Source organism: Candidatus Cryosericum septentrionale, from assembly GCF_003570995.1.
In the GTDB taxonomy this organism is placed as follows: domain Bacteria; phylum Caldisericota; class Caldisericia; order Cryosericales; family Cryosericaceae; genus Cryosericum; species Cryosericum septentrionale.
This window is the reverse complement of sequence record NZ_QXIY01000018.1, coordinates 24,886-47,183: the sequence shown is the minus strand read 5'-3', so window position 1 is coordinate 47,183 and position 22,298 is coordinate 24,886. Positions and strand designations below refer to the sequence as shown.

Below are 22,298 nucleotides of genomic sequence, written 5' to 3'. Positions count from 1 at the left end.
ACACCCCCTAGTTGTTCATCTGTTTCTCGACAGCCGCCAGAGACTCTTCCCAGATGTCCAGCATGACGTCGCACTGATCGTGTGTGACACTGAGCGACGGAGAAAGGCGGACCGCGTTCTCGCCACAGGGCAGCAGCAGCAGACCTCGTTCGAATGCCTCGAGGACCAGCTGGATGCTTTCTTCCTTGGCCTTGGTCTTCTTGGCGTCCTTCACGAACTCGACGCCGATCATGAGCCCCATGCCGCGCACGTCGCCCATCAGCGGGTGCCGCTTCTGCATCTGGCGCAGATGCTTCATGATGTACTCGCCCTGGACAGCAGCATTCTTCATCATCCCATTCTGGATGAGCTCGATCGTCTTGAGCGCTGCGGCACAGCTCAGTGGATTCCCTCCAAAGGTCGAGCCGTGGGCGCCCTGTTTCCAGTCCATGACAGTCTTCTTGGCGACCATGATGCCCAGAGGAAGACCCGAAGCAACACCCTTCGCGATAGCCATGATGTCGGGCTCTGTATCCCAATGCTCGATGGCGAACATCTTGCCGGTACGGCCCATGCCACTCTGCACCTCATCAACCATGAGCAGGATGCCTCGCTCTTCGGTGAGCTGGCGCAGTTTCTGGAAGTAGCCGGCCGGTGGCACGACATACCCACCCTCGCCCTGGATCGGCTCGACCACCATGACAGCTATATCCGAAGGTGGAGCAATACGCTCCATGACTTCTTCGATCATACCGATGCACCGGAATTCGCACGTCTCCGGTTCGAGACCAAGCGGGCATCGGTAGCAGTAGGCGTAGGGAACATGAACGACGCCCTGAAGCATGGGCGAGAATCCTTCGCGGTGCTTCGCCTTTGAACCCGACAGCGTGACGGCGCCGTAGGTGCGGCCGTGAAACCCGCCAAAGAACGCAAGCGCCAGCGGGCGCCTCGAGTGCCAGCGTGCAAGCTTCAGGCCGGCCTCGACAGCCTCGGCTCCGGAGTTCCCGTACCAGACCATCTTCTCGGTCGGACCAGGCGCGATTTCCTGGATTTTCTCTGCGAGCACAATCTGAATCGGGTAGAAGAAGTCCGTACCGGACATGTGGACCAGCTTGTCTGCCTGATCCTTGATGGCCTTGATAACTTCGGGATGACGATGACCGGTACTGTTGACGGCGACCCCAGCCGTGAAGTCCAGATACGTGTTGCCATCGACGTCCACGACTTCCAAGCCCTCGGCATGGTCAGCCACGAGGACATACGGGCGAACGTATGAAGGCGAGATGGCGGCGCGGTCACGCGCATACCATTCCATGCCCTTGGGTCCTGGGATCGCGGTCTTGAGGTCGATATAGTTGTTCTTGGCCATTGCCATCACTCCCTTGGATAATGCTCACGACGCTTTTCGCGCAACGTGCCTGGCGGTGTCAGGTCATAGGCGTCCTGCGTAAATATCTTGGCGATGCCCTCCGGCGGCACCTTGCGCTTCTGTGTGTCACAGATGACACATGGCTCCGGGCAATGACTCCTGGTGTCTTCGGGCTCGGGGTACGACACGATAACGCCCTCGTAGTTTCGAAGCACGATGCGGTCGGGAGACATGGAGAGAATGTAGTTGGGACTGACCGGGATCTTGCCACCACCGTGCGGCGCGTCGACGACGAATTGCGGCACGGAGAAGCCGCTTGTGTGACCGCGCAGAAACTCCATGATCTCGATACCCTTGTAAACAGAGGTACGGAAGTGACTGATACCTCTGGTCAGATCGCACTGATAAATATAGTAGGGCCTGACACGGATAGCCACGAGCTTCTGAACGAGTTCTTTCATGATATAGGGGCAATCGTTGATCCCCTTGAGGAGAACGGACTGGTTGCCAACCGGGATCCCTGCGTCGACCAGCATCGCGATAGCCCTTGAGGACTCGGGCGTCACCTCGTTGGGGTGGTTGAACTGCGTGTTGAGCCACAGCGGATGGTATTTGCGCAGCATCGCGCAAAGTTCGGGCGTGATGCGCTGAGGGAGAACCACGGGCGCACGCGTGCCGATGCGTATCACCTCGACGTGCTGAATGTTGCGGACCTCACTGATGACGTGCTCGAGGAACTCGTCGTCGACGAGCAGCGCGTCACCACCGGACAGGAGGACATCCCGCACCTCCTCGTGCTCACGAATGTAGCCGATTGCCGCATCGACCTCGCTCCTGGAGCGCCGTCCGTCAGTCATGCCTGCAAGGCGCCTGCGCGTGCAGTGACGGCAATACATGCCACACTGGTCCGTAATGAGAAAGAGCACGCGATCGGGGTATCGATGCGTCAGGCCGTGGACGGGGGAATCGACCTCCTCGTAGAGGGGATCGTCTAGATCGCTTGGCGCAGACTGCAGTTCCAGTGCCGTGGGAACGCACTGCTTGAAGATGGGATCATCGGGACTGTTCTGGTCGATGAGCGTGGCATAGTAGGGTGTGATAGCCATGCGGAACCTGGAGAGTGCGCTGATAACACCAGCCTTCTGCTCATCGGTGATATGGATGACCTGAGATAGCGTTTCGACTGTCTGTATGCGATTGGCAACCTGCCAGCACCAATCGTCCCAGTCGTGCTGCGGCACGTTCTTCCAGAGGGGAATATCAGTGTACTTGCGACTCGACAAGGAACACCTCCTCCTCTCGATGGTGGAGATGGCGGGATTTGAACCCGCGACCTCATGGATGCAAACCATGCGCTCTCCCAACTGAGCCACATCCCCACGTATGAAGACACGAACTACGAAATGGTGGGCCTCTCTGGATTCGGACCAGAGACCTCGTCCTTATCAGGGACGCGCTCTAACCAGCTGAGCTAGAGGCCCACTTGCAGCTTCCTTTTCCAAAATGCTATTCTACAGGGAATCGCCCTGCTGTCAAGTCGCAGGAACGGCTCTCAGCCATAGCGCTCTTCCTTCCACGGGTCTCCATGCATATGATAGCCACGCGATTCCCAGAACCCGGGCCGATCCTCTGTCAGGAACTCGAAGCCGGATACCCACTTGGCGTCCTTCCAGGCGTAAAGCGACGGTACAAGAAGCCGGATGGGTCCGCCGTGCTCGCTCGTGAGGGGAAGCCCGTTCCATTCCCAGACCAGCATCGTGTCGTCGGCGAGCAGGGCCTCGAGCGGGAGATTCGCCGTGAACTCTGTGATACAGTGGGCCATGACGAATCGAGCCGACGTGGATAACTCGACGTGCGCTGCCTCCAGGACGTCGCGCACCAACGCTCCGCCCCACTCGCTCCCCAGCATCGACCATCCAGTCACACAATGGAAGTCGGCCGCCAAGGTCATGTGCTTCACGGCCATGAGTTGCTGCCATGTCATCTCGGTCGGCTCCCGCACCTCGCCCCAGAACCTGAACGTGAAGTTGTTCACGTCCACCGACGGTACCTGCTCAGCCGTCAGGGTATGGAACGATGTCGTGACCGACTGGTTAGGAGGAACCCGTGGCCGATCGAGTCGCGGCACCGGTTCTGGACCACCGGAAGCTCTATGCTGGAAGACGCCCATATCCAGAACGCTCGTACGCGTTCACGAGCAATTCCACAAAAAACGCCGTCGCTGGAACCATCACGACGCTGCCTGCGGCTTGACCAGCCAATACGGGCCAGTATGGCAGCTTCATGACGCTACGCAGTACCAGCGGCAACCAGCCGACATTGAGCACCAGGCGCGTGACGCTCACCCCTATCCATATCCGCGCAGTGCGCGACCGTGGCCATCCCAACTTCACAAACATCCAGGGGATGACACCATTAAGAGCCGAAATTGCCGTTATCTGCCAGATAATGAAGGGCCCAGAAGGCCAGATAACGAAACCGACCAGGTCAGCGGCAGCTCCAACCAGCAATCCGCTCAGCGGGCCTGCAACGATGCCGGTAAACACAATCGGGAGATGCCCGAGACCTATCCTGGCCCCGAGGCCCCCTCCGATGGGAACATTCAATGACATGAGACGCGTCAGAACAATGCTCAGCCCAATCATGAGCCCGTCCAGTGTCAGGACTCTCAGGGCCATGCGGGTGCGATCCGATTTGCCTTCAACGGGTTCACTCACTGTTCCTCCTCCTGTGCCCTCCAAGCCGCGCCAACACTGAACAAACAGACGTGCAAGATCGGCTGCGTCAAGTGGCGCGCCGCGCCGTCCCGTCCCTCTAGAGATTGACGGCCAGGAACCGCTTCTTGCCAACGCGCATGTGGATGGGCGAATGACCCAGACTGACCCGGAACCCGATGTCGGCAACACGCTGCCCCTCCACTTCGATGCCGCCCTGTTGAATCAGACGGCGGGCTTCCGACTTCGACGGCACCGCCCCCAGTCCAAAAAGCAGGTCGATGACCGCAACCTCAGGGAAGCCGGCAAACTCGGCCGGCAGTGTAACGTCCTCATAAACGATGTCAGCGGACGCAGTCGATGCCCTCTTGCTGAACACATTCTCGAAGTTGGCCTGCGCAGCCGCCGCGCCCTCTGTCCCATGGAAACGCTCAGTGACGAGGAATGCCAGACGCTTCTTGGCAGTCATCGGATGTACGGAGCCGTCCGCAATTCCTGCCACGATACCCTGGAGCTCTGGTTCCGGCATGCTGGTCAGCAGTGTGAAGTACTGCTCCATCAACCCGTCCGGAATCGACATGGACTTACCATACATGTCCACGGCGTTCTCTGCTATGCCAATGTAGTTGCCCAGACTCTTGCTCATCCTGTGGATGCCGTCGAGTCCAGGCAGGATGGGCATCATAAATGCGACCTGCGCAACCTGGCCGACCTGTTCCTGCAATTGGCGAGCGAGAAGGAAATTGAACTTCTGGTCCGTGCCGCCCAGCTCGACGTCTGCCTCGACAGCCACTGAATCATATGCCTGCATGAGGGGATAGAAGAATTCGTGGAAGAAGATCGGGACCTGGACGTGGTAGCGCTTGGAGAAATCGTCGCGCTCCAGAATCTGCTGGATTGTGAACCGTGAGGCGAGGCGAATGATCTCTTCGAATGTCAGTCTGGACAGCCATTCACCGTTGTATCGGACCTCCGTTTTCTGTGGGTCGAGAATCCGGCAGACCTGCTCGAAGTACGTCGTGGCATTGGCATCGATCTGCTCTCCGGTCAACGGTGGACGCGTCTTGGAGCGTCCGGACGGATCCCCGATCCTCGCAGTGTAGTCGCCGATGATGAACACGACCTGGTGGCCCAGGTCCTGAAACTCGCGCAACTTGTCGAGAACCACGGCATGCCCGAGATGCAGATCGGGCGCACTTGGATCCGCTCCCAGCTTTACCCGCAGTGGCTTCCCCGAAACGAGGGAACTCCTAATCTTGGTTGCCAGGCCTTCTTCACTCACGATTTCCGCTGTTCCACGCCGCAGGATACTCAGCTGACGCTGCACCTCCTGCTCCAACTGTGCTTTTTTCATCTTCACCTCTTTCATGGAATATCGCTCTGTACCTTCCAGGCAATCATGACAACGGTGCCCCGCTCCACGATGACCTGCTGAACCAAGCCGCAGGCGACATTGCTGAGTGTTCTCGTCGATCCCCGCTGCACAACTGCGTGCAACAGAGGGTACTCGAATCCCGTCAAACTCAACTCGACTTCCCGCGTCACAGGAACAAATGAGACGGTCGTGCGCGCCGGGAGCTGCAGGGCATTGCTGGACGTAAGCGGCCTGACCAGACACCGGTCATCCTCGAACGTAATGTCTTCGAAGTCAGCGAGATGCCGCGCTGCAAGTTGAAAGTTGAATAGACAGTGATCGAGTCTCCCGCCGAGTCCGGCCAGCACAAGCACACTGCCCTGTCTCCCCATCGTCACCAGCAGGTCAAATGCAGCCTCGAGATCGGAAACGTCCTTGTGTGCAGGCAGAATGACCACCCGAGTGCGGCTCCTGTCCAGCCCCGCCAGCAGCTCTGGAACAACGGAGTCTCCGTCTCCGACGAACAGGTCAGGGGTCAGCCCAAGCTCGGCCATCACGGCCAGGCCACGATCTACGGCGACCAGAAATGCGTCTGCATAGTCAACCGTGCGCAGGTACGAGAACGAGCCAGGGTCTCCCCCGGCGAAGACGATCGTGGGCACGGCAGGCATGGTTGCTTTCCTCAGGCACCCTTGAGGAGCCGTACGAATGCAGCAGGGTCTGCGGCACGGAAGAATGCCGTCCCAGCCACAAGTTCGTCTGCCCCCGCGTCACAAAGAGCCGCTGCGTTCGACGCATCTACTCCCCCGTCAACAGCGATGCGAAGGGGCGTTCCAGCCCGATCCGCAGCCGAACGGAGCGCCCGCACCTTTGCCAGCGTCCCCGGCAGAAACGACTGGCCCCCAAAACCGGGTTCCACCGACATCAGGAGCACAGTGTCGACACTGTCCAGGAGAGGAACAACCGACTCTACCTGCGTAGCGGGGTTGACAGCGACTCCTCTGCCGATGCCAGGCCGTTTCAGGAGCTGAAGCGCCCGGAATGGGAACCGCGTCGCCTCCACGTGAAAGAGCAGCTCGGTGACACCGGCTCCGACGAACGCGTCGAACGCGTCCTCAGGGTGCTCGATCATCAAGTGCGCACGACATGGAAGGGCTGATGCCCTGACGATGTCGGCAGCAATCGACGAGCCGAACGAAATGTTCGGGACGAATCGGCCGTCCATGATATCCAGGTGGATGCTGTCGGCCCCCGACAGCCGAATCCGCTCAAGAGTACGCCCGAGCTCTGTGAAGTCCGTACCCAGGACGGATATGGACACTCTGGCGCACGGTTGTTCGATCATGGGACTTTCGACACCATCAGCTCGATCCAGCCGCCTTTCTCGATGGCGTCGCCAGCCGCTGGCTCCTGCCTCAGCACCAGCTGCGCAGGTTGAGTCGTCTGAGCGGATACGATGACCTTACTCACCGAGAGCCCGAGGGCACCCAGATGCTTCTTCGACTCAGTCAGCGACAGCCCAACCAGATCCGGCATGGCGGCCATGGTCCCTCTGCTGATCGTCAGAGTAACGACGGACCCTCCGTCGACATCGGCATTGCCCGCAGGTTCCTGGGCAAGGACAGTTCCAACCGGACTCGCGTCAACCTGCTCGACGAGGCCGCCCAGGACCAGTTGATTCGCGACAATGAAGGCCTGCGCCGCCTCGAACTTCCCACCGACAAAGTCCGGAAGTGTCAGAGAAACGGGCCCCGAACTGGTCACCACAGTAATGACACGCCCCTTCTGCACCACGGTCTGAGGTTCGGGGTCCTGTCTGAGGACAAAATCCACTGGCATCGTGTCCGAAGTCTCTGAAGACTGCACTTTAACCTGCACTCCGACTTCCGCGGCTTTCGCCTCGGCTTCGCGGAGACTCACTCCCACCAAGACCGGAGCCTCGATCATGCCCTGAACGGCAGTACCGGACGAACAGCCTGCAACTGCTGCCAGGACAGAGATGAGCGCAACCGCCACCAGATATCTATATAGGTTTCGTATCATCAATGTCATTCCACCTGTAGGCGGATGAAGTCAAACCATCTGCCATGTCTCGCCGGGCCGCTATGACCCGAACCTGCAACTTGCACATAACCTGTCCATAGACACTCTTCTGAACCATTATATGGCCAGCCGCCAATAGTCAACTGCAAAGGAGCACAAGTCATTTGACAACGAGGCCTAAGCCGGTAAAATCAGGATGCCCTGAAGCGGGCATTGGACGTTATTCTCTGTAGAGGAGGCTTTATGAAGAAGAGAGTCTTGATCATGGGAGCTGCAGGCCGGGACTTCCACAATTTCAACGTGGTCTACAGGGACAACCCAGACTACGATGTGGTAGCATTCACGGCTACGCAGATCCCCGGCATCGACGACAAGAAGTACCCTGTCGCCTTGGCCGGCAAGCTCTATCCGAGTGGTATTCCAATCTACCCAGAGTCCGATCTCGACAAGCTCATCGCTGAGCTCAATGTCGATGAAGTAGTATTCGCGTACTCCGACCAGCCGCATGTGAACGTCATGCACAAGGCTTCACAGGTTCTTGCTGATGGCGCCGACTTCACCCTGCTCGGCCCGAAGAGCACCGAAATCAAGTCCAGCAAGCCGGTTATCTCCATCTGCGCCGTTCGCACGGGATCCGGCAAGAGCCAGACCAGCCGCGCCGTCGTCCGCGCTCTGCGCGCCGCCGGCAAGAAGGTCGTCTCCATCCGCCACCCGATGCCCTACGGGGACCTCGCAGCCCAGGCTTGTGAGCGCTTTGCGACGTATGCCGACCTCGACAAGTACAAGTGCACGATCGAAGAGCGCGAGGAGTACGAGCCATATATCGACATGGGCGCCGTTATCTACGCCGGCGTCGACTATGAGATGATCATTCGCGAAGCAGAGAAGGAAGCAGACGTCATCATCTGGGACGGCGGCAACAATGACTTCTCGTTCTACGTTCCGGACCTCAAGATCACGGTCGCCGATCCCCTGCGTGCCGGTAATGAACTCACGTACTATCCAGGTGAGACCAACTTCCGGCAGGCGGACGTCATCGTAATCAATAAGGTCGACTCAGCTACTCCCACACAGCTGTCCGAAGTCCGCGAGAACATGTACAAGGTGAACCCCAAGGCCATCATGATCGAGGCGGCTTCTCCTGTGTTCGTCCAAGACTCGGATATGATCCGCGGCAAGCGGGTTCTGGTGATCGAGGACGGTCCCACGCTGACGCATGGTGAAATGACGTATGGTGCAGGATATGTCGCTGCCAAGAAATACGGCGCAGCCGAGATCATCGACCCTCACCCCTATGCAGTCGGCTCCATCAAGGCCACCTTCGAGAAGTACACCCAGAAGATGAGCATCCTGCCGGCCATGGGCTACAGCGATGAACAGATCGAAGATCTGCGCCAGACCATCGAGGCAACCCCGTGCGACGTCGTCGTCATGGGTACACCCATCGACCTGCTGCGCGTCATGAAACTCTCCAAGCCGTCGGTCCGCGTCACCTACGAACTCCAGGAGATTGGCACACCAACCATTGCCGACGTCCTGAAGAAATTCGGTCTCATCTGACCGGGGAGGATTATGGCCACAAAACTCAAAGGAAGGGACCTGCTCTGCCTCAAGGATTTCTCGAAAGAGGAGATCCTCGAGATCATCTCGTTTGGCGACAAACTGAAGATGGATTCCATGGTGGGAAAGCAGGAGCACTACCTGGAAGGCAAGTCTGTTGCCATGATCTTCCAGAAAGCCTCTACCCGTACCAGGGTGTCGTTCGAAGTCGCAGCATTCGAACTCGGAGCCCACGCATTGTACCTCAACGCGAACGACATGCAGCTGCACCGCGGTGAGACCATCTCGGACACCGCACATGTCCTCTCGCGCTACGTCGCTGGTATCGTCGCCCGCGTGTTCGCGCACCAGGACCTTGTCGACCTTGCCGCCAACAGCGATTCCCCAATCATCAACGCCCTGTCCGACTTGAGCCATCCCTGCCAGATCCTTGGGGACCTCATGACAATCCGCGAGAAGAAGGGCGCCCTCAAGGGCCTCAGACTCGCCTACGTCGGCGACGGCAACAATGTCGCCAACTCCCTGTTGCTCGGATGCGCACGCGTTGGCATCAACATCGCCATCGCATCACCCAGGGGGTTCGAGCCCAAGGAAGACATCGTCAGGACGGCAACCGAGATCGCCAAGCAGTGCGGCAGTACCGTCCTCGTGACCAACGATCCCATCGTTTCGGTCCAGGATGTCGACGTCGTCTATACCGACGTCTGGGCCTCCATGGGTCAGGAAGCAGAGCATGAGGAACGCGTGAAGGTCATGCGTCCTTTCTCCCTTACTGCTGATCTCATGAGCCACGCCAAGAAAGATGCCATCGTGCTGCACTGTCTGCCGGCTCACCGCGGCGAAGAGATCACCGACGAAGTCATGGACGGCCCTCAGAGCGTGGTGTTTGACCAGGCCGAGAACAGGCTCCATATCCAGAAGGCGGTCCTGGCTCTTCTCCTCGGCTAGCAGCTGTACTCAATCACACAAGATGGACAAAGGCCGGGAGTACCCCGGCCTTTTTGTTGTGCCTGTTGCAGGACTAGTTGAGCGTCACCGGACTGACCAGATCTTGGGCAAAACGACTTCGTAGTAGTTCAACGTCCTCAGTTCTCAGGAGAGCCATTCTTTTTCCCCTTTCTGCTTCGTACGTATATACCTGCTCTCTGTGCAGCAACTGCTCCGTCAGCCACTGCGGTCACAATCTGCTTCAGCGATTTGCGTCGTACGTCTCCTGCTATGTAGAGACCCGGAACGCCCGTCTCCGTCGATTCGGGAGTCACAACATAGCCCTGAGCATCGACTTCAACCAGTCCCTTGAGGAGGTCTCCTGTCGGAACAAATTCCATGGCCACGAACACAGCTGCAACCTCCAGCGTCTTCTCCCCTCCAGCAGAAAGGCGCAGCCGAAGTCGCTCTACCTTTCCCTCTCCCTCAACGGCTGCGGGGGCCGCACCCGGAACAAATTCGACATTCGAAAGCGCCCTCAGTTGTTCAACCAGGATCGGTTCTGCCTGAAGCGAGTCGAGCGGAAACGCCACAACCACCTTGCTGCAACCGCGCGCAAGCACCAGTGCTTCTTCGACTGCGGAGCCACCACCACCCACCACGGCGACCGGCTTCCCCTTAAAGAATGCAGCATCACACGTAGCGCAGTAGCTGATGCCCCGTCCACGGTACTTGGATTCCTCTTTAACGGGAAGAACCCTCGGCATCGCGCCCGTTGCTACGATGACCGAACCAGCCTGGTACACTGTTCCCCCGGCAGTCGTGACGCCAAAACCCATGTCTGTCCTGTTGAGCGAGAGTACCTCATCCGACACAAATTCCGCACCGAACCGTTCAGCCTGCCGACGCATGCGGTCCATAAGTTCAGGCGCAGCAATGCCATCGGGAAATCCGGGGTAATTGTCGATCCATTCGGTCGAAAGAACCAGTCCTCCCACGCTCATGCGTTCCAACACAATCGGCTTGACAAGCGACCGGCTGGCATACAGGGCAGCAGCCAGACCCGCAGGCCCGGCTCCTATGATCAGAATATCGGTAGTGCGCTCACTCATAATCGACCTCCATATACCCCATAGGGTATATGTATCAGTATACTGAAAATCTGCAGAGCCACAACCGGCAGTGGCTACTCCGTATCTAGACGGTCTCCAGGCGTAGCAGGAGCAACCCTTCTTCCCTCCCTGAGCGACTGCGACCAGAGACTCTCGAGGTTGTAGCGCTCCCGAACGTCGGCGCCAACGAACACATGAAACATGGTATCTCCATAGTCGCACACGACCCAGTCGGATGCCGGTGATGATTCGGTGAATGTAGCGACCCCGGCATCAAGCTCAACAGCCTTTGTCACCTTGCGAAGCAGTGCGTCGGCCAAGACCGTGTTGTCGACCGTAGCAATGACTAGAAAATCGAAAAAGGGAGTCCGTTTCCTGACGTCAATCAACCTGACCGCCTCGGCCCCCATCTTCTCACATTCGTTGACAATCCGGTTTGCCAGTCGTTTGCCGTTCATGAGCACCTCACACCAACAGATGGCCCTGCAAATTCATTGTAAGGACTGACACTCGGAAAGCAACGTGATTGCTCTCCTCCGTTGCACAAAACCCTATTGCACGTATCATGTTCAGTGTTCAGGCGTGTGTTTCAGACCACATTCTGAGAGACAGAAAGGCTGGTGATCGTGGTGCAAGAGACGCTAGACAGACTCAAGTCTTCTTCGGGTGTTCTCGCCGTCATTCTGACCGATCTTGACGGCGCCATTCTGTACACGGCCTCAGACATGGACATCGCTCCTCCCCTCGTGCGCGGCATGATTCTGTCCTTTGCCGGATACATGCAGCAGATTGTCACCCAACTCGACATGGGCAAGCTGACCGAGCTGGATGTGGAGACGACGACCGGGCGCATCATGATGGTACGGACGAAGGGCAATTCCCTTGCCGTCCTCACCACCAGGCAAAGCAACCTCGGCATCATCAGAATCGCCATGGGCCGCGCTCTCAAAGATCTCTTGGAGCGTGCCTGAGCGACGCGCCACACCCGACATAGCAGGAGGAGTTGCCATGGATCGATATTTCCTGACCACGGCCATTTACTACATCAACGACAAGCCGCACGTTGGCTCGGTGTCGGAGACCATTGCCGCCGACTTTATCGCACGGTATCAGCGGAAGCTGGGCAAACAGGTCCTGTTCTCGACGGGGACAGATGAGCACTCGCAGAAAGTCGAGCGAACAGCGTTGGCCATGGGACAACCCGTGGAGCAGTATGCTGCGACGGCTGCCGCGTCCTGGAAAGCCCTCTTCGACAGGCTGGGCATCAGCTATTCCCGGTTTATCCGGACCACTGATGCAGACCACATAAAGGTCGTGCAAGAGATGTTCCAGAAGCTCTACGACCAGGGAGACATCTACAAGGGATCGTACGACGGCTGGTACTGCGTGAGGGAGGAGGCGTTCCTGCTGGAGTCAGACCTCGTGGAAGGCAAGTGCCCCCACTGCGGCCTCGAGGTACAGCACGTCTCCGAAGTGAACTACTTCTTCCGCCTCTCCAAGTATCAGGACGCTTTGCTTGCCTGGTATGAGCAGCACCCGGACTTCGTACGGCCCCCGATGCGCTACAACGAGCTGGTCAACGTCATCAGGGGCGGCCTGCGGGATGTATCCGTGTCCCGGTCGACCGTGAAGTGGGGAGTCCCTGTTCCCTTCGACACCGACCAGACCGTCTACGTCTGGGTTGACGCCCTGATCAACTATGCGACAGTGGCCGGCTATGGAACGGAGCGGTTTGCGACCGACTGGCCGGCCGACCTCCATCTGATCGGCAAGGACATCACACGGTTCCATGGTATCATCTGGCCTGCCATGCTGATGGCGCTCAACCTTCTACTGCCCCGGCGCATCTTTGCCCACGGTTTCTGGAACTTCGAGGGTGAGAGGATGTCGAAGTCGCTCGGCAATGTCGTCGACCCGGCTGCTCTCATCGAGAACCTGAGCAACCTCATCGGGATCGACGAGCCTATGGCTGTCGACGCCCTACGGTACTACCTGTGCAGGGAAGGAACCTACGGGCTCGACGTCGACTTCTCCAGCCAGCGCCTCCTGCTTCGCTTCAACACGGACCTCGCGAATGATTTGGGCAACCTGCTGAACAGGACATTGAACATGTTCGCCAAGTTCCGATCCCAGATCGAGAGCCAGCCGCTGGAGCCAAAATCCGCTCTTTCGGAGCTGTTTTCGACGACCCTTTCCGCAGTGAGCGCCGACTACGACAACCTACAGTTCTCTGCGGGACTCGAGAAAACATGGATGCTGGTCAACGTGCTCAACAAGATGATCGAAGACGACAAACCGTGGGCACTGGCTAAAGTCGGTGACGCCGCTGGACTGGCAACTCACCTGGCGACGCTTCTGACAGGCCTCTGGTACATTGCAAACCTTGTGGAGCCGTGCATGCCCACCGTCTCAGACCGCCTGCTGGAGGCAATCCGGAGGCCACAGGTTGCCTGGAGTGACCTTGCATGGCGGGGACCGGGTTCAGAACTCCCCGAGGCAAGCTCGACTGTTCTGTTCCCCCGTATCCAGCCTGACCAGCTGGAAGAGTTCCTGGCAGCCCAGACAGCCCGCAAGACTGGCGCGACGACGGGTGCCACTGCAACTGCTTCACCTGCCCCCGTTGTCAACTCGGGTCTGATCACGATCGATGACGTCGCCAAGGTGCAGTTGCGCATCGCCACGATCCTCGAAGGCGAACGGGTGCCCGAGACCGACAAGCTGGTCAAGCTGCGCGTCAAGGTGGGCGGCGAAGAACGTACGATCGTGGCAGGCATCGGCAAGCACTATGATCCTGCTGTCCTGGTTGGCAAACAGATCGTGATCGTCGCGAACCTCCAGCCACGCAAACTCAAAGGCATTGCATCGCAGGGCATGCTCCTCGCGGCTTCGGCCGGAGACGAGATGGCTCTCCTGACACCGATGACGGTTCTACCGGACGGAGCGGAAATCCATTGAGCGAAGAACCCTCCTACATCGACACGCACGCGCATGTCCAGATGGCCGAGTTCGACGGCGACCGGAAGCATGTCCTGCGGAGGTGTTGGGACAGCGGCGTCCGCTGGATTGTCTGTCCGGGCGTCGACATAGCTACGTCGGACCTTGCGGGACGCCTTGCGCAACAGGAGCCCGGCGTTTTCGCGGCCGTTGGAGTCCACCCCGAGGAGTGTGCCGATGCACCGTCAGACTACCTGGCACAGCTGAGCGCCTTGTTTGCCCAGTACGGGGCGAAGACAGTCGCCATCGGTGAGATTGGACTGGATTTCAAAGAGGGCACTCCCGACCACATCGTGCAGATGCGTTTCTTCGAGGAGCAACTGCAGGTGGCTGCCGACCTGGGGCTCCCCGTCATCGTGCATTCGCGCTTTGCCGTGGTAGAATCCTTGGGTGTCATCTCGCATTTTGCCGGATTGCGCGGGGTGATGCACTGCTTTGGAGGGACGCCGGCGGACGTCGAGCAAGCGGTAGGTATGGGCTTGTGTGTCTCCTTCACCGGCAACCTCACCTACCCGGGAGCACGTGCGACGCGTGAGGCTCTAAAGGCTTGCCCACTGGAGCGCCTGCTGCTTGAAACCGATTCACCCTACATGCCGCCGGTACCGATGAGAGGCACGCGGAACGAGCCTTCGTTTGTTGTTCACACCTACCACGCAGTGGCCTCACTGCTGGACAGGGACGTGCTCGACCTGAGCCAACGCATAGAACAGACTGCTCGAGAATTGTTCAACCACCACGAGAGGAGGGAACATGCCGGAGAAAAAGACATTCAAGATCACACACAACCGTAAGTGGTGCAAGAACTGCGGTATCTGCGTCGCCGTGTGCCCGAAGAAGGTCTTCAAGATAGACCGGAATGACCGGCACGCAATCGTCAACCCGCAGGACTGCATCGGCTGTCAGATGTGTGTCGAGCACTGTCCTGACTTTGCGCTCGCCGTGGAGGAGGTCAAGAATGAGTGAGAAGATGGTCCTGATGCAAGGCAACGAAGCTGTCACCGAGGGCGCGATTGCCGCAGGTGTACGGTTTTACGCCGGATACCCTATCACACCATCCACCGAAATCGCCGAGATCATGGCCAAGCGCATGCCACAGGTAGGCGGCACCTTCATCCAGATGGAGGACGAAATCGCGAGCATCATGGCGATTGTCGGAGCATCGATGGCCGGCAAGAAGGTGCTGACCGCGACATCCGGCCCTGGGTTCTCGCTGATGCAGGAGGGTCTCGGTTACGCGTGCATGGTCGAGGCGCCCATCGTGATTCTGGACTCCATGCGTTATGGGCCTTCGACGGGCATGGCAACCAAAGTCTCACAGATGGATCTCATGCAGACACGCTGGGGAACGCACGGTGACCATTGGGTGATTGTCCTCTCCCCCTCCAGCGTCGAGGAGTCCTACCAGTTGACCATACGTGCGGTCAACCTGGCCGAGAAGTACAGGAATCCCGTCATTGTCCTGTCCGACGAGACCATCTCTCACCTGCGTGAACCCATCGATACCAGCATTTCGCCGACCATCGTCGACCGCAGACTCCCGACCGAGAAGGCCGGATACCTTCCCTACAAGACTGACGAGTCACTGGTCCCGACGATCGCCAACGTCGGCACCGGTTTTCGTACCAGCTTCACGGGTCTTGTCCATAGTGAATCCGGCTTCCAGACCGCGAATGGTCATGTGGCAGAGGCCCTGGTCGAGCGCCTGCGCGACAAACTCTTCAACAACCTCGACGACATCATCCAGTTCGAGACCGACCGCGTCGAGGATGCTGATATCCTGTTCATGAGCTTCGGCATCACCGCCCGCGGAGTAAGTGAGGCAGTCGAATCGCTTCGCTCTCACGGACGGAAGGCCGGGTCGCTTCGGTTCATAACGCTGTTCCCATTCGATGATGACCGTGTCCGCAAGGCTGCCGGCAATGGCAGGACAATCGTTGTTCCTGAGCTTAATTCCGGTCAACTCGTCCTTCTCGTCAAGAGAGTGTTCGGAGACTCCCGGAAGGTCGTGCCCATGAACAAGATCAATGGCGACCTTATCAGTCCGCAGGAGATCCTCAGCTTCCTCCGGGAGGAAAACTTATGAGACTCGATTTTCTGCGAGGCGAACGACTGCCCAACATCTGGTGCCCCGGTTGCGGAAACGGCATTGTCCTCCATGCGCTCCTCGAGGCAATCGACCAGCTGCAACTGGATCCCGACAAGGTCGTCCTCGTGTCGGGCATCGGCTGCTCTTCACGCGCACCGGCATATACTGCCTTCGACAATGTGCACACCCTTCATGGCCGCGCCATTCCAGTCGCCACAGGCATCAAGCTGGCCAATCTGGACCTCACGGTCATCGTGGTCACCGGTGACGGGGACAGCTCGGCAATCGGCGGTAACCATCTGATCCATGCCGCACGACGGGACGTCAATATTACTGTCGTGGTGTTCAACAACTACAACTACGGGATGACCGGCGGGCAGGCGTCGCCTCTTACGCCGATCTCGTCGATCACGACGACGACCCCGAACGGCAATCTGGACCGGCCATTCGACCTTGTGAAGCTGGCAGCCGGAGCCGGTGCAACGTATGTGGCACGCTCAGGCATCTACTTCACAAAACATCTTGTCGACCACCTCAGGAAGGCTATCGCCCATGACGGTTTCTCTCTTGTCGACGCTGTCGCCCAATGCCCTACATACTTTGGGCGATTCAACAAGAAGGGCAGCGCCGGACAAATGGTCACATCGCAGAAAGACTGGATGGTCCTCAAGAGCGTGGCCGAGAAAAAGACTCCCGAGGAACTGGCGGGGAAAATCATCATCGGCGAATTCGTCAATATCGAGCGCCATGCGCCGGTGAGCGCGGCTGCGCCCAAGGAGCAGGCCTGATATGAGCAACGACAACCGTTTTGAACTCCGCATGACTGGCAGCGGCGGGCAGGGGCTCATCCTCGGTTCTATCATCCTCGCGGAGGCCGCCATCATGGAAGGGAAGATCGTCACCCAGAGTCAGGTCTACGGCGCAGAAGCGCGTGGTGGAACGACCAAGGCCGAACTTGTCATCTCGAACAAACACATCGCCTATCCTAAAGTCACCGATCCGGATCTGCTTGCTGCAATGACCAACGAGGGGCTCAAGCAGTATGGCGGAGGGATCAGCCGGAAGACCGAGGTCATCATCGATTCATCAGTAATGTCGGCCCCTGACTTCCTGGACGAAGAGAACTGCCGGGGCCTGCTGGCCCTTCCCATTCGCAGCACCCTCATCAGCAGGCTGGAGTCCGAGCTTGGACTCAACATCGTCCTGCTCGGTATCATCGAGGGTCTGACAGCCATCGTGGAGGTCGAGATACTCCGCAAAGCAATCGCGATGCACGTCAAAAAGCAGTTCCTCAACCTCAACATGAAGGCTCTGGATCTTGGCATGGAAATGGTCGAAGCTCAAGCCAAGACCGGCATACGCATCTGAGGGCTGCATCGTCGGCCTGGGGTCTCCGTGATTGCCTTGTGCACCTCATGTTCGCCACAAAGGACACTGCAAGGGTGTCCTTTGTGGCGTTCCGCAAATACTGCCTGCACACAGGCCACAAGCCAGAAATGCGATGTCACTGCGTTGCTGAGGAATCATGAGATTTGACAGGTTTTCCAGTCCTCTCGGGCAGCCATATCTTTCCGAAATCGAGGAAGTGCCTCTCTATCACTATCTGCTCGGTGATTCGGTGCTCGTCCTGCAGGTGCCTGGATGCCTCCTGCGTTGTCCGTACTGCGACCGCCCACTGCTGGCGCATTCACCGGACTGGTCGCCCTACGACCCTGACAGGATCGCCGACGCGGTGGAGCAACTCGGCAGCGAGCCCGGGTTCGCCGGTGTGGTCTGGAGCGGCGGTGAACCCTCACTGCACTGGGACAATGTCGTCGAGTGCTCCCGAAAGGTTCACGAGGCAGGCAAAAAGGTTGTCGTAGCAACGAACGGCGGGTTGACCGCGGACTTTCTCCGTGACTCATCTGGAACGGTAGATGCACTGCTTGTCAGGTTCAAGGGTTTTGCCGACGAAACGTATCGGACGCTGGGAAATTCGGCCGGTATCCTGGAGAACAGTCGAGCCCTTGTAGAAAGTGCCATCGATGCAGGAATTCACGTCGAACTCATGCTCGATATTGCACGGAACACTCCAGCCCAGGAACAGGAGTTCTCTGCCATGCTCGCGTGGATCGTCCAGGACCTTCGAAGGGGAATCCCTCTCCATCTCAGGGCCATTGCCCCCGAGCATGGTTTCACAATTCGCCATGGACCTGGCATGCCTTTTCTCGAAAACCTTGTAGAATCTGCGCGAAGACAGCACGTGGGCTTTGTCTACCTGAGTAACTGCCATGGGCATTTCTTCAATAATACGATGTGTCCCAACTGCTATTCGGTCGTCGTCGACCGCACGACTCGTCCACTGGAGTTACCCTTCGTCACAGACGGAAAATGCGGCCATTGCGGAACGGACCTTGGATTGACACTCGACAAGGAGATGCCATGAGAAAGGCAATTGCTCCGATTGTGGCGCTGATCGTCGCCGGAGCAGGACTGGCGACCTTCTTCGCCTTGCGCACATCACCTGAACCGGTTATGTCCACATACTTTCTCATGGACACGGTTCTCACCGTCAAGACCACCGGAGGCGATGCTGCCACAATCAATGAGCATCTCCATGCTCTGGCATCCGACGTCGACAGCATGACCAGCTACTACAAGGCCGAGTCCGAGACGGCTCGCGTGAATGCAGCCGCCGGCAAAGGTCCGGTGTCCGTCTCGCCGGAATATGCAGCACTCGTGAAAGCTGCCGTGGCCGTAGAGGCCATCGACCATGGCAGCACGTTCGACATAGCGATCTCGCCCCTGTCGTCGCTGTGGGGCTTTACGACCGAGGATTTCAGGGTCCCTGCTGCGAAGGAAATATCGGATACGCTAGCCTATTCCCACTCAGATCAGCTCGTGATCTCCGGCACCACCGTGCAGCTTCGGGATCACCGGGCCCGCATCGACCTTGGCGGTATCGCCAAGGGCTACTCGCTCGACGTCATGGAGGAGTATCTCCATACTATCAAACTCCAGCCCCGACAGGTGATCGTCGATTTCGGCGGCAACCTCCTGTTGTATAGCGGTGGCCGAAAGCACGACTGGAAGATCGGTATTCGCGATCCGCGCGGTCAGGGGATCATCGGCTATGTTCGATCAGGGGATGCCTTTGTGGCCACGTCCGGAGATTATGAGCGGTACTTCGAGCGGAATGGCAAGCGATACTGTCATATCATCGACCCATCGACGGGATACCCGGGGACCCTCAATCAAAGCGCCACGGTCATCACGGACATACAGCCCATGCACGGAGCCATCGGCGACGCCCTCGGCAAGGTGTTCTTCTGCTCGCCAGCCGAGACTCAGCGTTCACTCTTCCAGACGGTCGAGAGCCAGGGGATCGTCGGCATCGTCCTCGTCGACGCTGCAGGAACACAGTCCACACTGGGGCCGATCACCTTTGTGCCCACGGCTGCTCAATGAAGCGGAGTGACCGAATTACGGGCGTGGTCATCCTCGCCGCCGTAGCACTTGTCGTCGTCTTCTGGATCGTCATGCACCGTACACCCGGTACCCTGGCGGTTGTCCAAGTGGACGGCAAGGTCGTCGCGACAGTGGATCTGACGTCGCGCGAGGTCCAAACGCTGCGCATAACGGGTGTGCTGGGACCGCTCGTCATCGTAGCTGACGGCAAGGGCTCCATCCGAGTCGCGGAGGCGACCTGCCCGGACCAGATCTGCGTGCATACCATTCCAGCCCGGAGCCCCGGCGACCAAGTCATCTGTGTTCCCAACCACATGGTCATTACCGTCGAAGGAAAAGGGACCGGCATCGATGCTCTCGCCCATTAGAAGGAGCCGTACAACGCAGGCTACCCTGCGATTCGCACTGCTAGCCGCCGTTGCTATCGTCATCAACTACTTCGACCCTCCGCTCCCGTTCCTGCCGGGCGCCAAGTTGGGCCTGTCTCAGATAAGCACGATGCTATGCCTGGAGATGTATGGAGCCCTCGCGACCGTCGCACTCGTGGTCCTGCGTGTTTTGGTCACGGGTATCATGAAGGGAAATCTCATGACCATCACGTCGCTGCTCTCCTTCGGTGGCAGCCTCGGCGCAGTCATCGTCATGGTCCTCCTGAGGAAGGCGTTCGGGAAACACATCGGATTGCCGACTGTAAGTACCATAGGGGGCGTCTCCAACAATCTGTCGCAATACCTGCTCTTGTTGATTACCAATACTGTGGGTACACTATGGTATTATCTGCCGGCGCTGGTGGTGGCGGGCGGAGCGGCCGGATATCTGATCGGTGGTGTTTCGCTCGCCGTCCTGTCTCGACTCGACCGAGCCCTTCATGGCAGTGTACCTGTGGAGCAGCGGTGAGAAGAAAAGAACGAACGATATCGATAGCTTTTGTGATTGCGGGGGCCATCCTGGGGTCCGTGCTCGGCGAAGTGTTGGGCGCGTACTACCCCTTCATGAGGGCAGGCCTCCATTTCGGCGTTCCTGACTTTACGCTTCAGCTTGGCTTTACGGAGCTTCGACTAGGCTTCACACTCAACATGAACCTTGGAACCGTTGGACTCGCTCTGCTTTTTCTTTTCTTCTCCACGCTCGTATGAAGCTTTACCTGGCCTCGAGCTCGCCACGCAGGGCTCACATGCTCGCCGACTGGGGTATACCGTTCTCCACCGTGAAGGCTGACGTGGACGAAGTCATGCTGGACGCTGCACCTGAGAACTGTGCAGCACAGAACGCACTGGCAAAAGCAATATCCGGAAGTCATCATGTGGACGCAGGGCTCGTCGTTGGCGTCGACACCGTCGTCACCTGTGACGGTCGAATCCTGGGAAAGCCGCTCGACGAAGCTCAAGCCCGCGAGATGCTCGCGTCGCTCGAAGGGAGGGAACACCGCGTTATTACCGCCATGGCAGCTGTGCTCATGCCTGAAAAGACAGCAGCCGCCAGAATATCCATAACGCGTGTGTTCATGAGACGCCTCAGCGAGCATGAGCGGCAAGCCTACTTGAGCAACCCCGAATATCGGGACAAGGCTGGGGCGTACGCCGTTCAGGGACTGGCAGCAAGTTTCATCGAACGAACTGACGGGCCGATGGACACAATCATCGGTTTCACGATGAGTGATTTCTATGCGCTCTGTACTGAGCTGCATGCTGATGTGAGGAGGTAAGTCGTGGCATTTTTCTCAAAAGACCTGGCAATAGACCTTGGTACTGCGAACACAGTTGTATACGTCAAGAACAAGGGTGTCGTCATCCGCGAGCCTACCATCGTGGCGACCGATGCTAAAACCGGCACTGTGCTTGCCGTTGGCAACGACGCCAAGAAGATGGCAGGGCGCACGCCCCAGTCGATTACCGTGACACGTCCCCTGAGGGACGGAGTCATAGCAGACTTCACGGTAACCGAGAAGCTTCTTGAATACTTCATCCGAAGAGCCTCTGGAACAGGTCTCTTTGCCCGTCCACGTGTGCTTGTCGGAATCCCGTGCGGCATCACCCAAGTTGAGATGAAGGCCGTCATCGACGCAGCCCTCAACGCCGGTGCACGAGAGGCAAAGCTTATTCAGGAACCCATGGCAGCTGCCATCGGCGCCGACCTCCCCGTCGCTGATGCTCGCGGAGTCATGATCGTCGATGTCGGCGGCGGTACAGCCGAGGTCGCGATCATCTCGATGAAGGGCATCGTCACATCGCGGTCACTGCGCATTGCGGGCGACGAGATGACGGAAGCCATAGCGACGCATATCCGCCGCCGCTACAACCTGCTCATCGGGGATGTGACGGCAGAGGAAGTCAAACTCGCCATTGGCTCCGCATATCCGCTCGAAAGCGAGAAAACCTATGAAGTACGGGGCAGAGACCTGATCAATGGCCTGCCAAAATCAGTCGAAGTCACGAGCGAAGAGATTCGCGACGCACTCAAGGAACCTTTGGAGCAAATTCTCGCGACGATCAAGTCGGCACTCGAGCTGACCCCGCCCGAACTCTCGGCGGACATCATCGACAGCGGCATCATGCTTTCGGGTGGTGGCGCGCTTATCATGGGCTTCGACAAGTTCATCTCCACCCGTACGGGAATTCTCGTCAGCATCGCAGAGGATCCGTTGCAGTGTGTCGCCAAGGGCGCAGGCAAGGTCCTCGAAAACTACGATTCGCTGCACGAGGTTCTGATATAG

Annotated in this window: 26 protein-coding genes and 2 tRNA genes; 16 read left to right on the top strand and 12 right to left on the bottom strand. The window is 58.4% G+C overall.

Features of this window, described 5'->3' with window-relative positions:
- Nucleotides 1-7: 7 nt before the first annotated feature.
- From SMC1_RS04840 to SMC1_RS04795, 10 genes are all read right to left on the bottom strand, one after another.
- Entirely contained in the window at nt 8-1,348 is a 1,341-nt protein-coding gene (locus SMC1_RS04840; protein WP_119085669.1) for an acetyl ornithine aminotransferase family protein, read from the bottom strand.
- Between the two features lie 5 nt (nt 1,349-1,353).
- Entirely contained in the window at nt 1,354-2,631 is a 1,278-nt protein-coding gene (ablA, locus tag SMC1_RS04835) for a lysine 2,3-aminomutase (protein ID WP_165849224.1), read from the bottom strand.
- 20 nt (nt 2,632-2,651) lie between these two features.
- A tRNA-Ala gene (locus SMC1_RS04830) sits at nt 2,652-2,727 on the bottom strand.
- Between the two features lie 25 nt (nt 2,728-2,752).
- A tRNA-Ile gene (locus SMC1_RS04825) sits at nt 2,753-2,829 on the bottom strand.
- 71 nt (nt 2,830-2,900) lie between these two features.
- Nucleotides 2,901-3,476, bottom strand: a complete 576-nt coding sequence (locus tag SMC1_RS04820; protein WP_207799309.1) for a molybdopterin-dependent oxidoreductase — start codon at nt 3,474-3,476, stop codon at nt 2,901-2,903.
- A 22-nt stretch (nt 3,477-3,498) separates the two neighbouring features.
- Nucleotides 3,499-4,065 carry a folate family ECF transporter S component gene (locus tag SMC1_RS04815; RefSeq protein ID WP_119085666.1) on the bottom strand — a complete coding sequence of 189 codons (567 nt, stop codon included), beginning with the start codon at nt 4,063-4,065 and terminating at the stop codon, nt 3,499-3,501.
- 97 nt (nt 4,066-4,162) lie between these two features.
- Nucleotides 4,163-5,416 (bottom strand): tyrosine--tRNA ligase, encoded by a 1,254-nt coding sequence (tyrS, locus tag SMC1_RS04810; RefSeq protein WP_119085665.1) that lies wholly within the window; start codon nt 5,414-5,416, stop codon nt 4,163-4,165.
- Nucleotides 5,417-5,427: 11 nt separating this feature from the next.
- Nucleotides 5,428-6,087 (bottom strand): thiamine diphosphokinase, encoded by a 660-nt coding sequence (locus tag SMC1_RS04805; protein WP_119085664.1) that lies wholly within the window; start codon nt 6,085-6,087, stop codon nt 5,428-5,430.
- 11 nt (nt 6,088-6,098) lie between these two features.
- A complete protein-coding gene (rpe, locus tag SMC1_RS04800) occupies nt 6,099-6,761 on the bottom strand; it encodes a ribulose-phosphate 3-epimerase (protein WP_119085663.1) in 663 nt (220 codons plus the stop codon).
- Nucleotides 6,758-7,459: a PASTA domain-containing protein gene (locus tag SMC1_RS04795; protein ID WP_165849223.1), complete on the bottom strand. Its 702-nt coding sequence runs from the start codon at nt 7,457-7,459 to the stop codon at nt 6,758-6,760. Before SMC1_RS04795 ends, rpe begins: the two co-directional genes overlap by 4 nt.
- A gap of 243 nt (nt 7,460-7,702) precedes the next feature.
- Here SMC1_RS04795 and SMC1_RS04790 point away from each other — a divergent pair, with 243 nt between their 5' ends.
- Nucleotides 7,703-9,019 carry a cyclic 2,3-diphosphoglycerate synthase gene (locus tag SMC1_RS04790; RefSeq protein ID WP_119085661.1) on the top strand — a complete coding sequence of 439 codons (1,317 nt, stop codon included), beginning with the start codon at nt 7,703-7,705 and terminating at the stop codon, nt 9,017-9,019.
- 12 nt (nt 9,020-9,031) lie between these two features.
- Nucleotides 9,032-9,967: an ornithine carbamoyltransferase gene (argF, locus tag SMC1_RS04785; protein WP_119085660.1), complete on the top strand. Its 936-nt coding sequence runs from the start codon at nt 9,032-9,034 to the stop codon at nt 9,965-9,967.
- Between the two features lie 137 nt (nt 9,968-10,104).
- Here argF and SMC1_RS04780 read toward each other — a convergent pair whose 3' ends face one another.
- Together SMC1_RS04780 and rsfS are read right to left on the bottom strand one after the other, a co-directional pair.
- A complete protein-coding gene (locus tag SMC1_RS04780) occupies nt 10,105-11,058 on the bottom strand; it encodes an NAD(P)/FAD-dependent oxidoreductase (protein ID WP_119085659.1) in 954 nt (317 codons plus the stop codon).
- A 74-nt stretch (nt 11,059-11,132) separates the two neighbouring features.
- Nucleotides 11,133-11,516: a ribosome silencing factor gene (rsfS, locus tag SMC1_RS04775; RefSeq protein ID WP_119085658.1), complete on the bottom strand. Its 384-nt coding sequence runs from the start codon at nt 11,514-11,516 to the stop codon at nt 11,133-11,135.
- Between the two features lie 171 nt (nt 11,517-11,687).
- On the opposite strand from rsfS, the gene SMC1_RS04770 reads away from it, so the two are divergent.
- The 14 genes from SMC1_RS04770 to SMC1_RS04705 all read left to right on the top strand — a co-directional run bounded on the left by SMC1_RS04770 (nt 11,688) and on the right by SMC1_RS04705 (nt 22,298).
- Nucleotides 11,688-12,029, top strand: a complete 342-nt coding sequence (locus SMC1_RS04770; protein WP_165849222.1) for a roadblock/LC7 domain-containing protein — start codon at nt 11,688-11,690, stop codon at nt 12,027-12,029.
- A gap of 37 nt (nt 12,030-12,066) precedes the next feature.
- Entirely contained in the window at nt 12,067-14,013 is a 1,947-nt protein-coding gene (metG, locus tag SMC1_RS04765) for a methionine--tRNA ligase (RefSeq protein ID WP_119085656.1), read from the top strand.
- Complete coding sequence (locus SMC1_RS04760; protein WP_119085655.1) at nt 14,010-14,843, top strand: TatD family hydrolase; 834 nt, start codon at nt 14,010-14,012, stop codon at nt 14,841-14,843. Before metG ends, SMC1_RS04760 begins: the two co-directional genes overlap by 4 nt.
- A complete protein-coding gene (locus SMC1_RS04755; RefSeq protein ID WP_119085654.1) occupies nt 14,803-15,015 on the top strand; it encodes a ferredoxin family protein in 213 nt (70 codons plus the stop codon). Before SMC1_RS04760 ends, SMC1_RS04755 begins: the two co-directional genes overlap by 41 nt.
- Nucleotides 15,008-16,135, top strand: coding sequence for a 2-oxoacid:acceptor oxidoreductase subunit alpha (locus SMC1_RS04750; RefSeq protein WP_119085653.1), 1,128 nt, complete (start codon nt 15,008-15,010; stop codon nt 16,133-16,135). Before SMC1_RS04755 ends, SMC1_RS04750 begins: the two co-directional genes overlap by 8 nt.
- Nucleotides 16,132-16,926, top strand: coding sequence for a thiamine pyrophosphate-dependent enzyme (locus tag SMC1_RS04745; RefSeq protein ID WP_119085652.1), 795 nt, complete (start codon nt 16,132-16,134; stop codon nt 16,924-16,926). The genes SMC1_RS04750 and SMC1_RS04745 overlap by 4 nt, the downstream gene beginning before the upstream one ends.
- A 1-nt stretch (nt 16,927) precedes the next feature.
- Nucleotides 16,928-17,506 (top strand): 2-oxoacid:acceptor oxidoreductase family protein, encoded by a 579-nt coding sequence (locus SMC1_RS04740; protein ID WP_119085651.1) that lies wholly within the window; start codon nt 16,928-16,930, stop codon nt 17,504-17,506.
- Nucleotides 17,507-17,663: 157 nt separating this feature from the next.
- Nucleotides 17,664-18,563, top strand: coding sequence for a radical SAM protein (locus SMC1_RS04735; RefSeq protein ID WP_119085650.1), 900 nt, complete (start codon nt 17,664-17,666; stop codon nt 18,561-18,563).
- A complete protein-coding gene (locus SMC1_RS04730; protein WP_165849221.1) occupies nt 18,560-19,585 on the top strand; it encodes an FAD:protein FMN transferase in 1,026 nt (341 codons plus the stop codon). The genes SMC1_RS04735 and SMC1_RS04730 overlap by 4 nt, the downstream gene beginning before the upstream one ends.
- Entirely contained in the window at nt 19,582-19,953 is a 372-nt protein-coding gene (locus SMC1_RS04725) for a NusG domain II-containing protein (RefSeq protein ID WP_119085648.1), read from the top strand. The genes SMC1_RS04730 and SMC1_RS04725 overlap by 4 nt, the downstream gene beginning before the upstream one ends.
- On the top strand, nt 19,937-20,482 hold the full coding sequence (locus SMC1_RS04720) for a Gx transporter family protein (protein ID WP_119085647.1): 546 nt from the start codon (nt 19,937-19,939) through the stop codon (nt 20,480-20,482). The genes SMC1_RS04725 and SMC1_RS04720 overlap by 17 nt, the downstream gene beginning before the upstream one ends.
- A complete protein-coding gene (locus tag SMC1_RS04715) occupies nt 20,479-20,721 on the top strand; it encodes a DUF4321 domain-containing protein (RefSeq protein ID WP_119085646.1) in 243 nt (80 codons plus the stop codon). Before SMC1_RS04720 ends, SMC1_RS04715 begins: the two co-directional genes overlap by 4 nt.
- On the top strand, nt 20,718-21,290 hold the full coding sequence (locus SMC1_RS04710) for a Maf family protein (RefSeq protein ID WP_119085645.1): 573 nt from the start codon (nt 20,718-20,720) through the stop codon (nt 21,288-21,290). The genes SMC1_RS04715 and SMC1_RS04710 overlap by 4 nt, the downstream gene beginning before the upstream one ends.
- Nucleotides 21,291-21,293: 3 nt before the next feature.
- Entirely contained in the window at nt 21,294-22,298 is a 1,005-nt protein-coding gene (locus SMC1_RS04705) for a rod shape-determining protein (protein ID WP_119085644.1), read from the top strand.

Bases quoted from the DNA above. Each gene is read 5' to 3' on its own strand.
- argF (WP_119085660.1), top strand. From the start codon at position 9,032: ATGGCCACAAAACTCAAAGGAAGGGACCTGCTCTGCCTCAAGGATTTC.
- rsfS (WP_119085658.1), bottom strand. From the start codon at position 11,516: ATGAACGGCAAACGACTGGCAAACCGGATTGTCAACGAATGTGAGAAG.
- SMC1_RS04710 (WP_119085645.1), top strand. From the start codon at position 20,718: ATGAAGCTTTACCTGGCCTCGAGCTCGCCACGCAGGGCTCACATGCTC.
- SMC1_RS04795 (WP_165849223.1), bottom strand. From the start codon at position 7,459: ATGATACGAAACCTATATAGATATCTGGTGGCGGTTGCGCTCATCTCT.
- SMC1_RS04725 (WP_119085648.1), top strand. From the start codon at position 19,582: ATGAAGCGGAGTGACCGAATTACGGGCGTGGTCATCCTCGCCGCCGTA.
- tyrS (WP_119085665.1), bottom strand. From the start codon at position 5,416: ATGAAAAAAGCACAGTTGGAGCAGGAGGTGCAGCGTCAGCTGAGTATC.
- SMC1_RS04780 (WP_119085659.1), bottom strand. From the start codon at position 11,058: ATGAGTGAGCGCACTACCGATATTCTGATCATAGGAGCCGGGCCTGCG.
- SMC1_RS04790 (WP_119085661.1), top strand. From the start codon at position 7,703: ATGAAGAAGAGAGTCTTGATCATGGGAGCTGCAGGCCGGGACTTCCAC.
- rpe (WP_119085663.1), bottom strand. From the start codon at position 6,761: ATGATCGAACAACCGTGCGCCAGAGTGTCCATATCCGTCCTGGGTACG.
- SMC1_RS04755 (WP_119085654.1), top strand. From the start codon at position 14,803: ATGCCGGAGAAAAAGACATTCAAGATCACACACAACCGTAAGTGGTGC.
- SMC1_RS04740 (WP_119085651.1), top strand. From the start codon at position 16,928: ATGAGCAACGACAACCGTTTTGAACTCCGCATGACTGGCAGCGGCGGG.
- SMC1_RS04745 (WP_119085652.1), top strand. From the start codon at position 16,132: ATGAGACTCGATTTTCTGCGAGGCGAACGACTGCCCAACATCTGGTGC.
- SMC1_RS04805 (WP_119085664.1), bottom strand. From the start codon at position 6,087: ATGCCTGCCGTGCCCACGATCGTCTTCGCCGGGGGAGACCCTGGCTCG.
- metG (WP_119085656.1), top strand. From the start codon at position 12,067: ATGGATCGATATTTCCTGACCACGGCCATTTACTACATCAACGACAAG.
- SMC1_RS04720 (WP_119085647.1), top strand. From the start codon at position 19,937: ATGCTCTCGCCCATTAGAAGGAGCCGTACAACGCAGGCTACCCTGCGA.
- SMC1_RS04840 (WP_119085669.1), bottom strand. From the start codon at position 1,348: ATGGCCAAGAACAACTATATCGACCTCAAGACCGCGATCCCAGGACCC.
- SMC1_RS04735 (WP_119085650.1), top strand. From the start codon at position 17,664: ATGAGATTTGACAGGTTTTCCAGTCCTCTCGGGCAGCCATATCTTTCC.
- SMC1_RS04730 (WP_165849221.1), top strand. From the start codon at position 18,560: ATGAGAAAGGCAATTGCTCCGATTGTGGCGCTGATCGTCGCCGGAGCA.
- SMC1_RS04750 (WP_119085653.1), top strand. From the start codon at position 15,008: ATGAGTGAGAAGATGGTCCTGATGCAAGGCAACGAAGCTGTCACCGAG.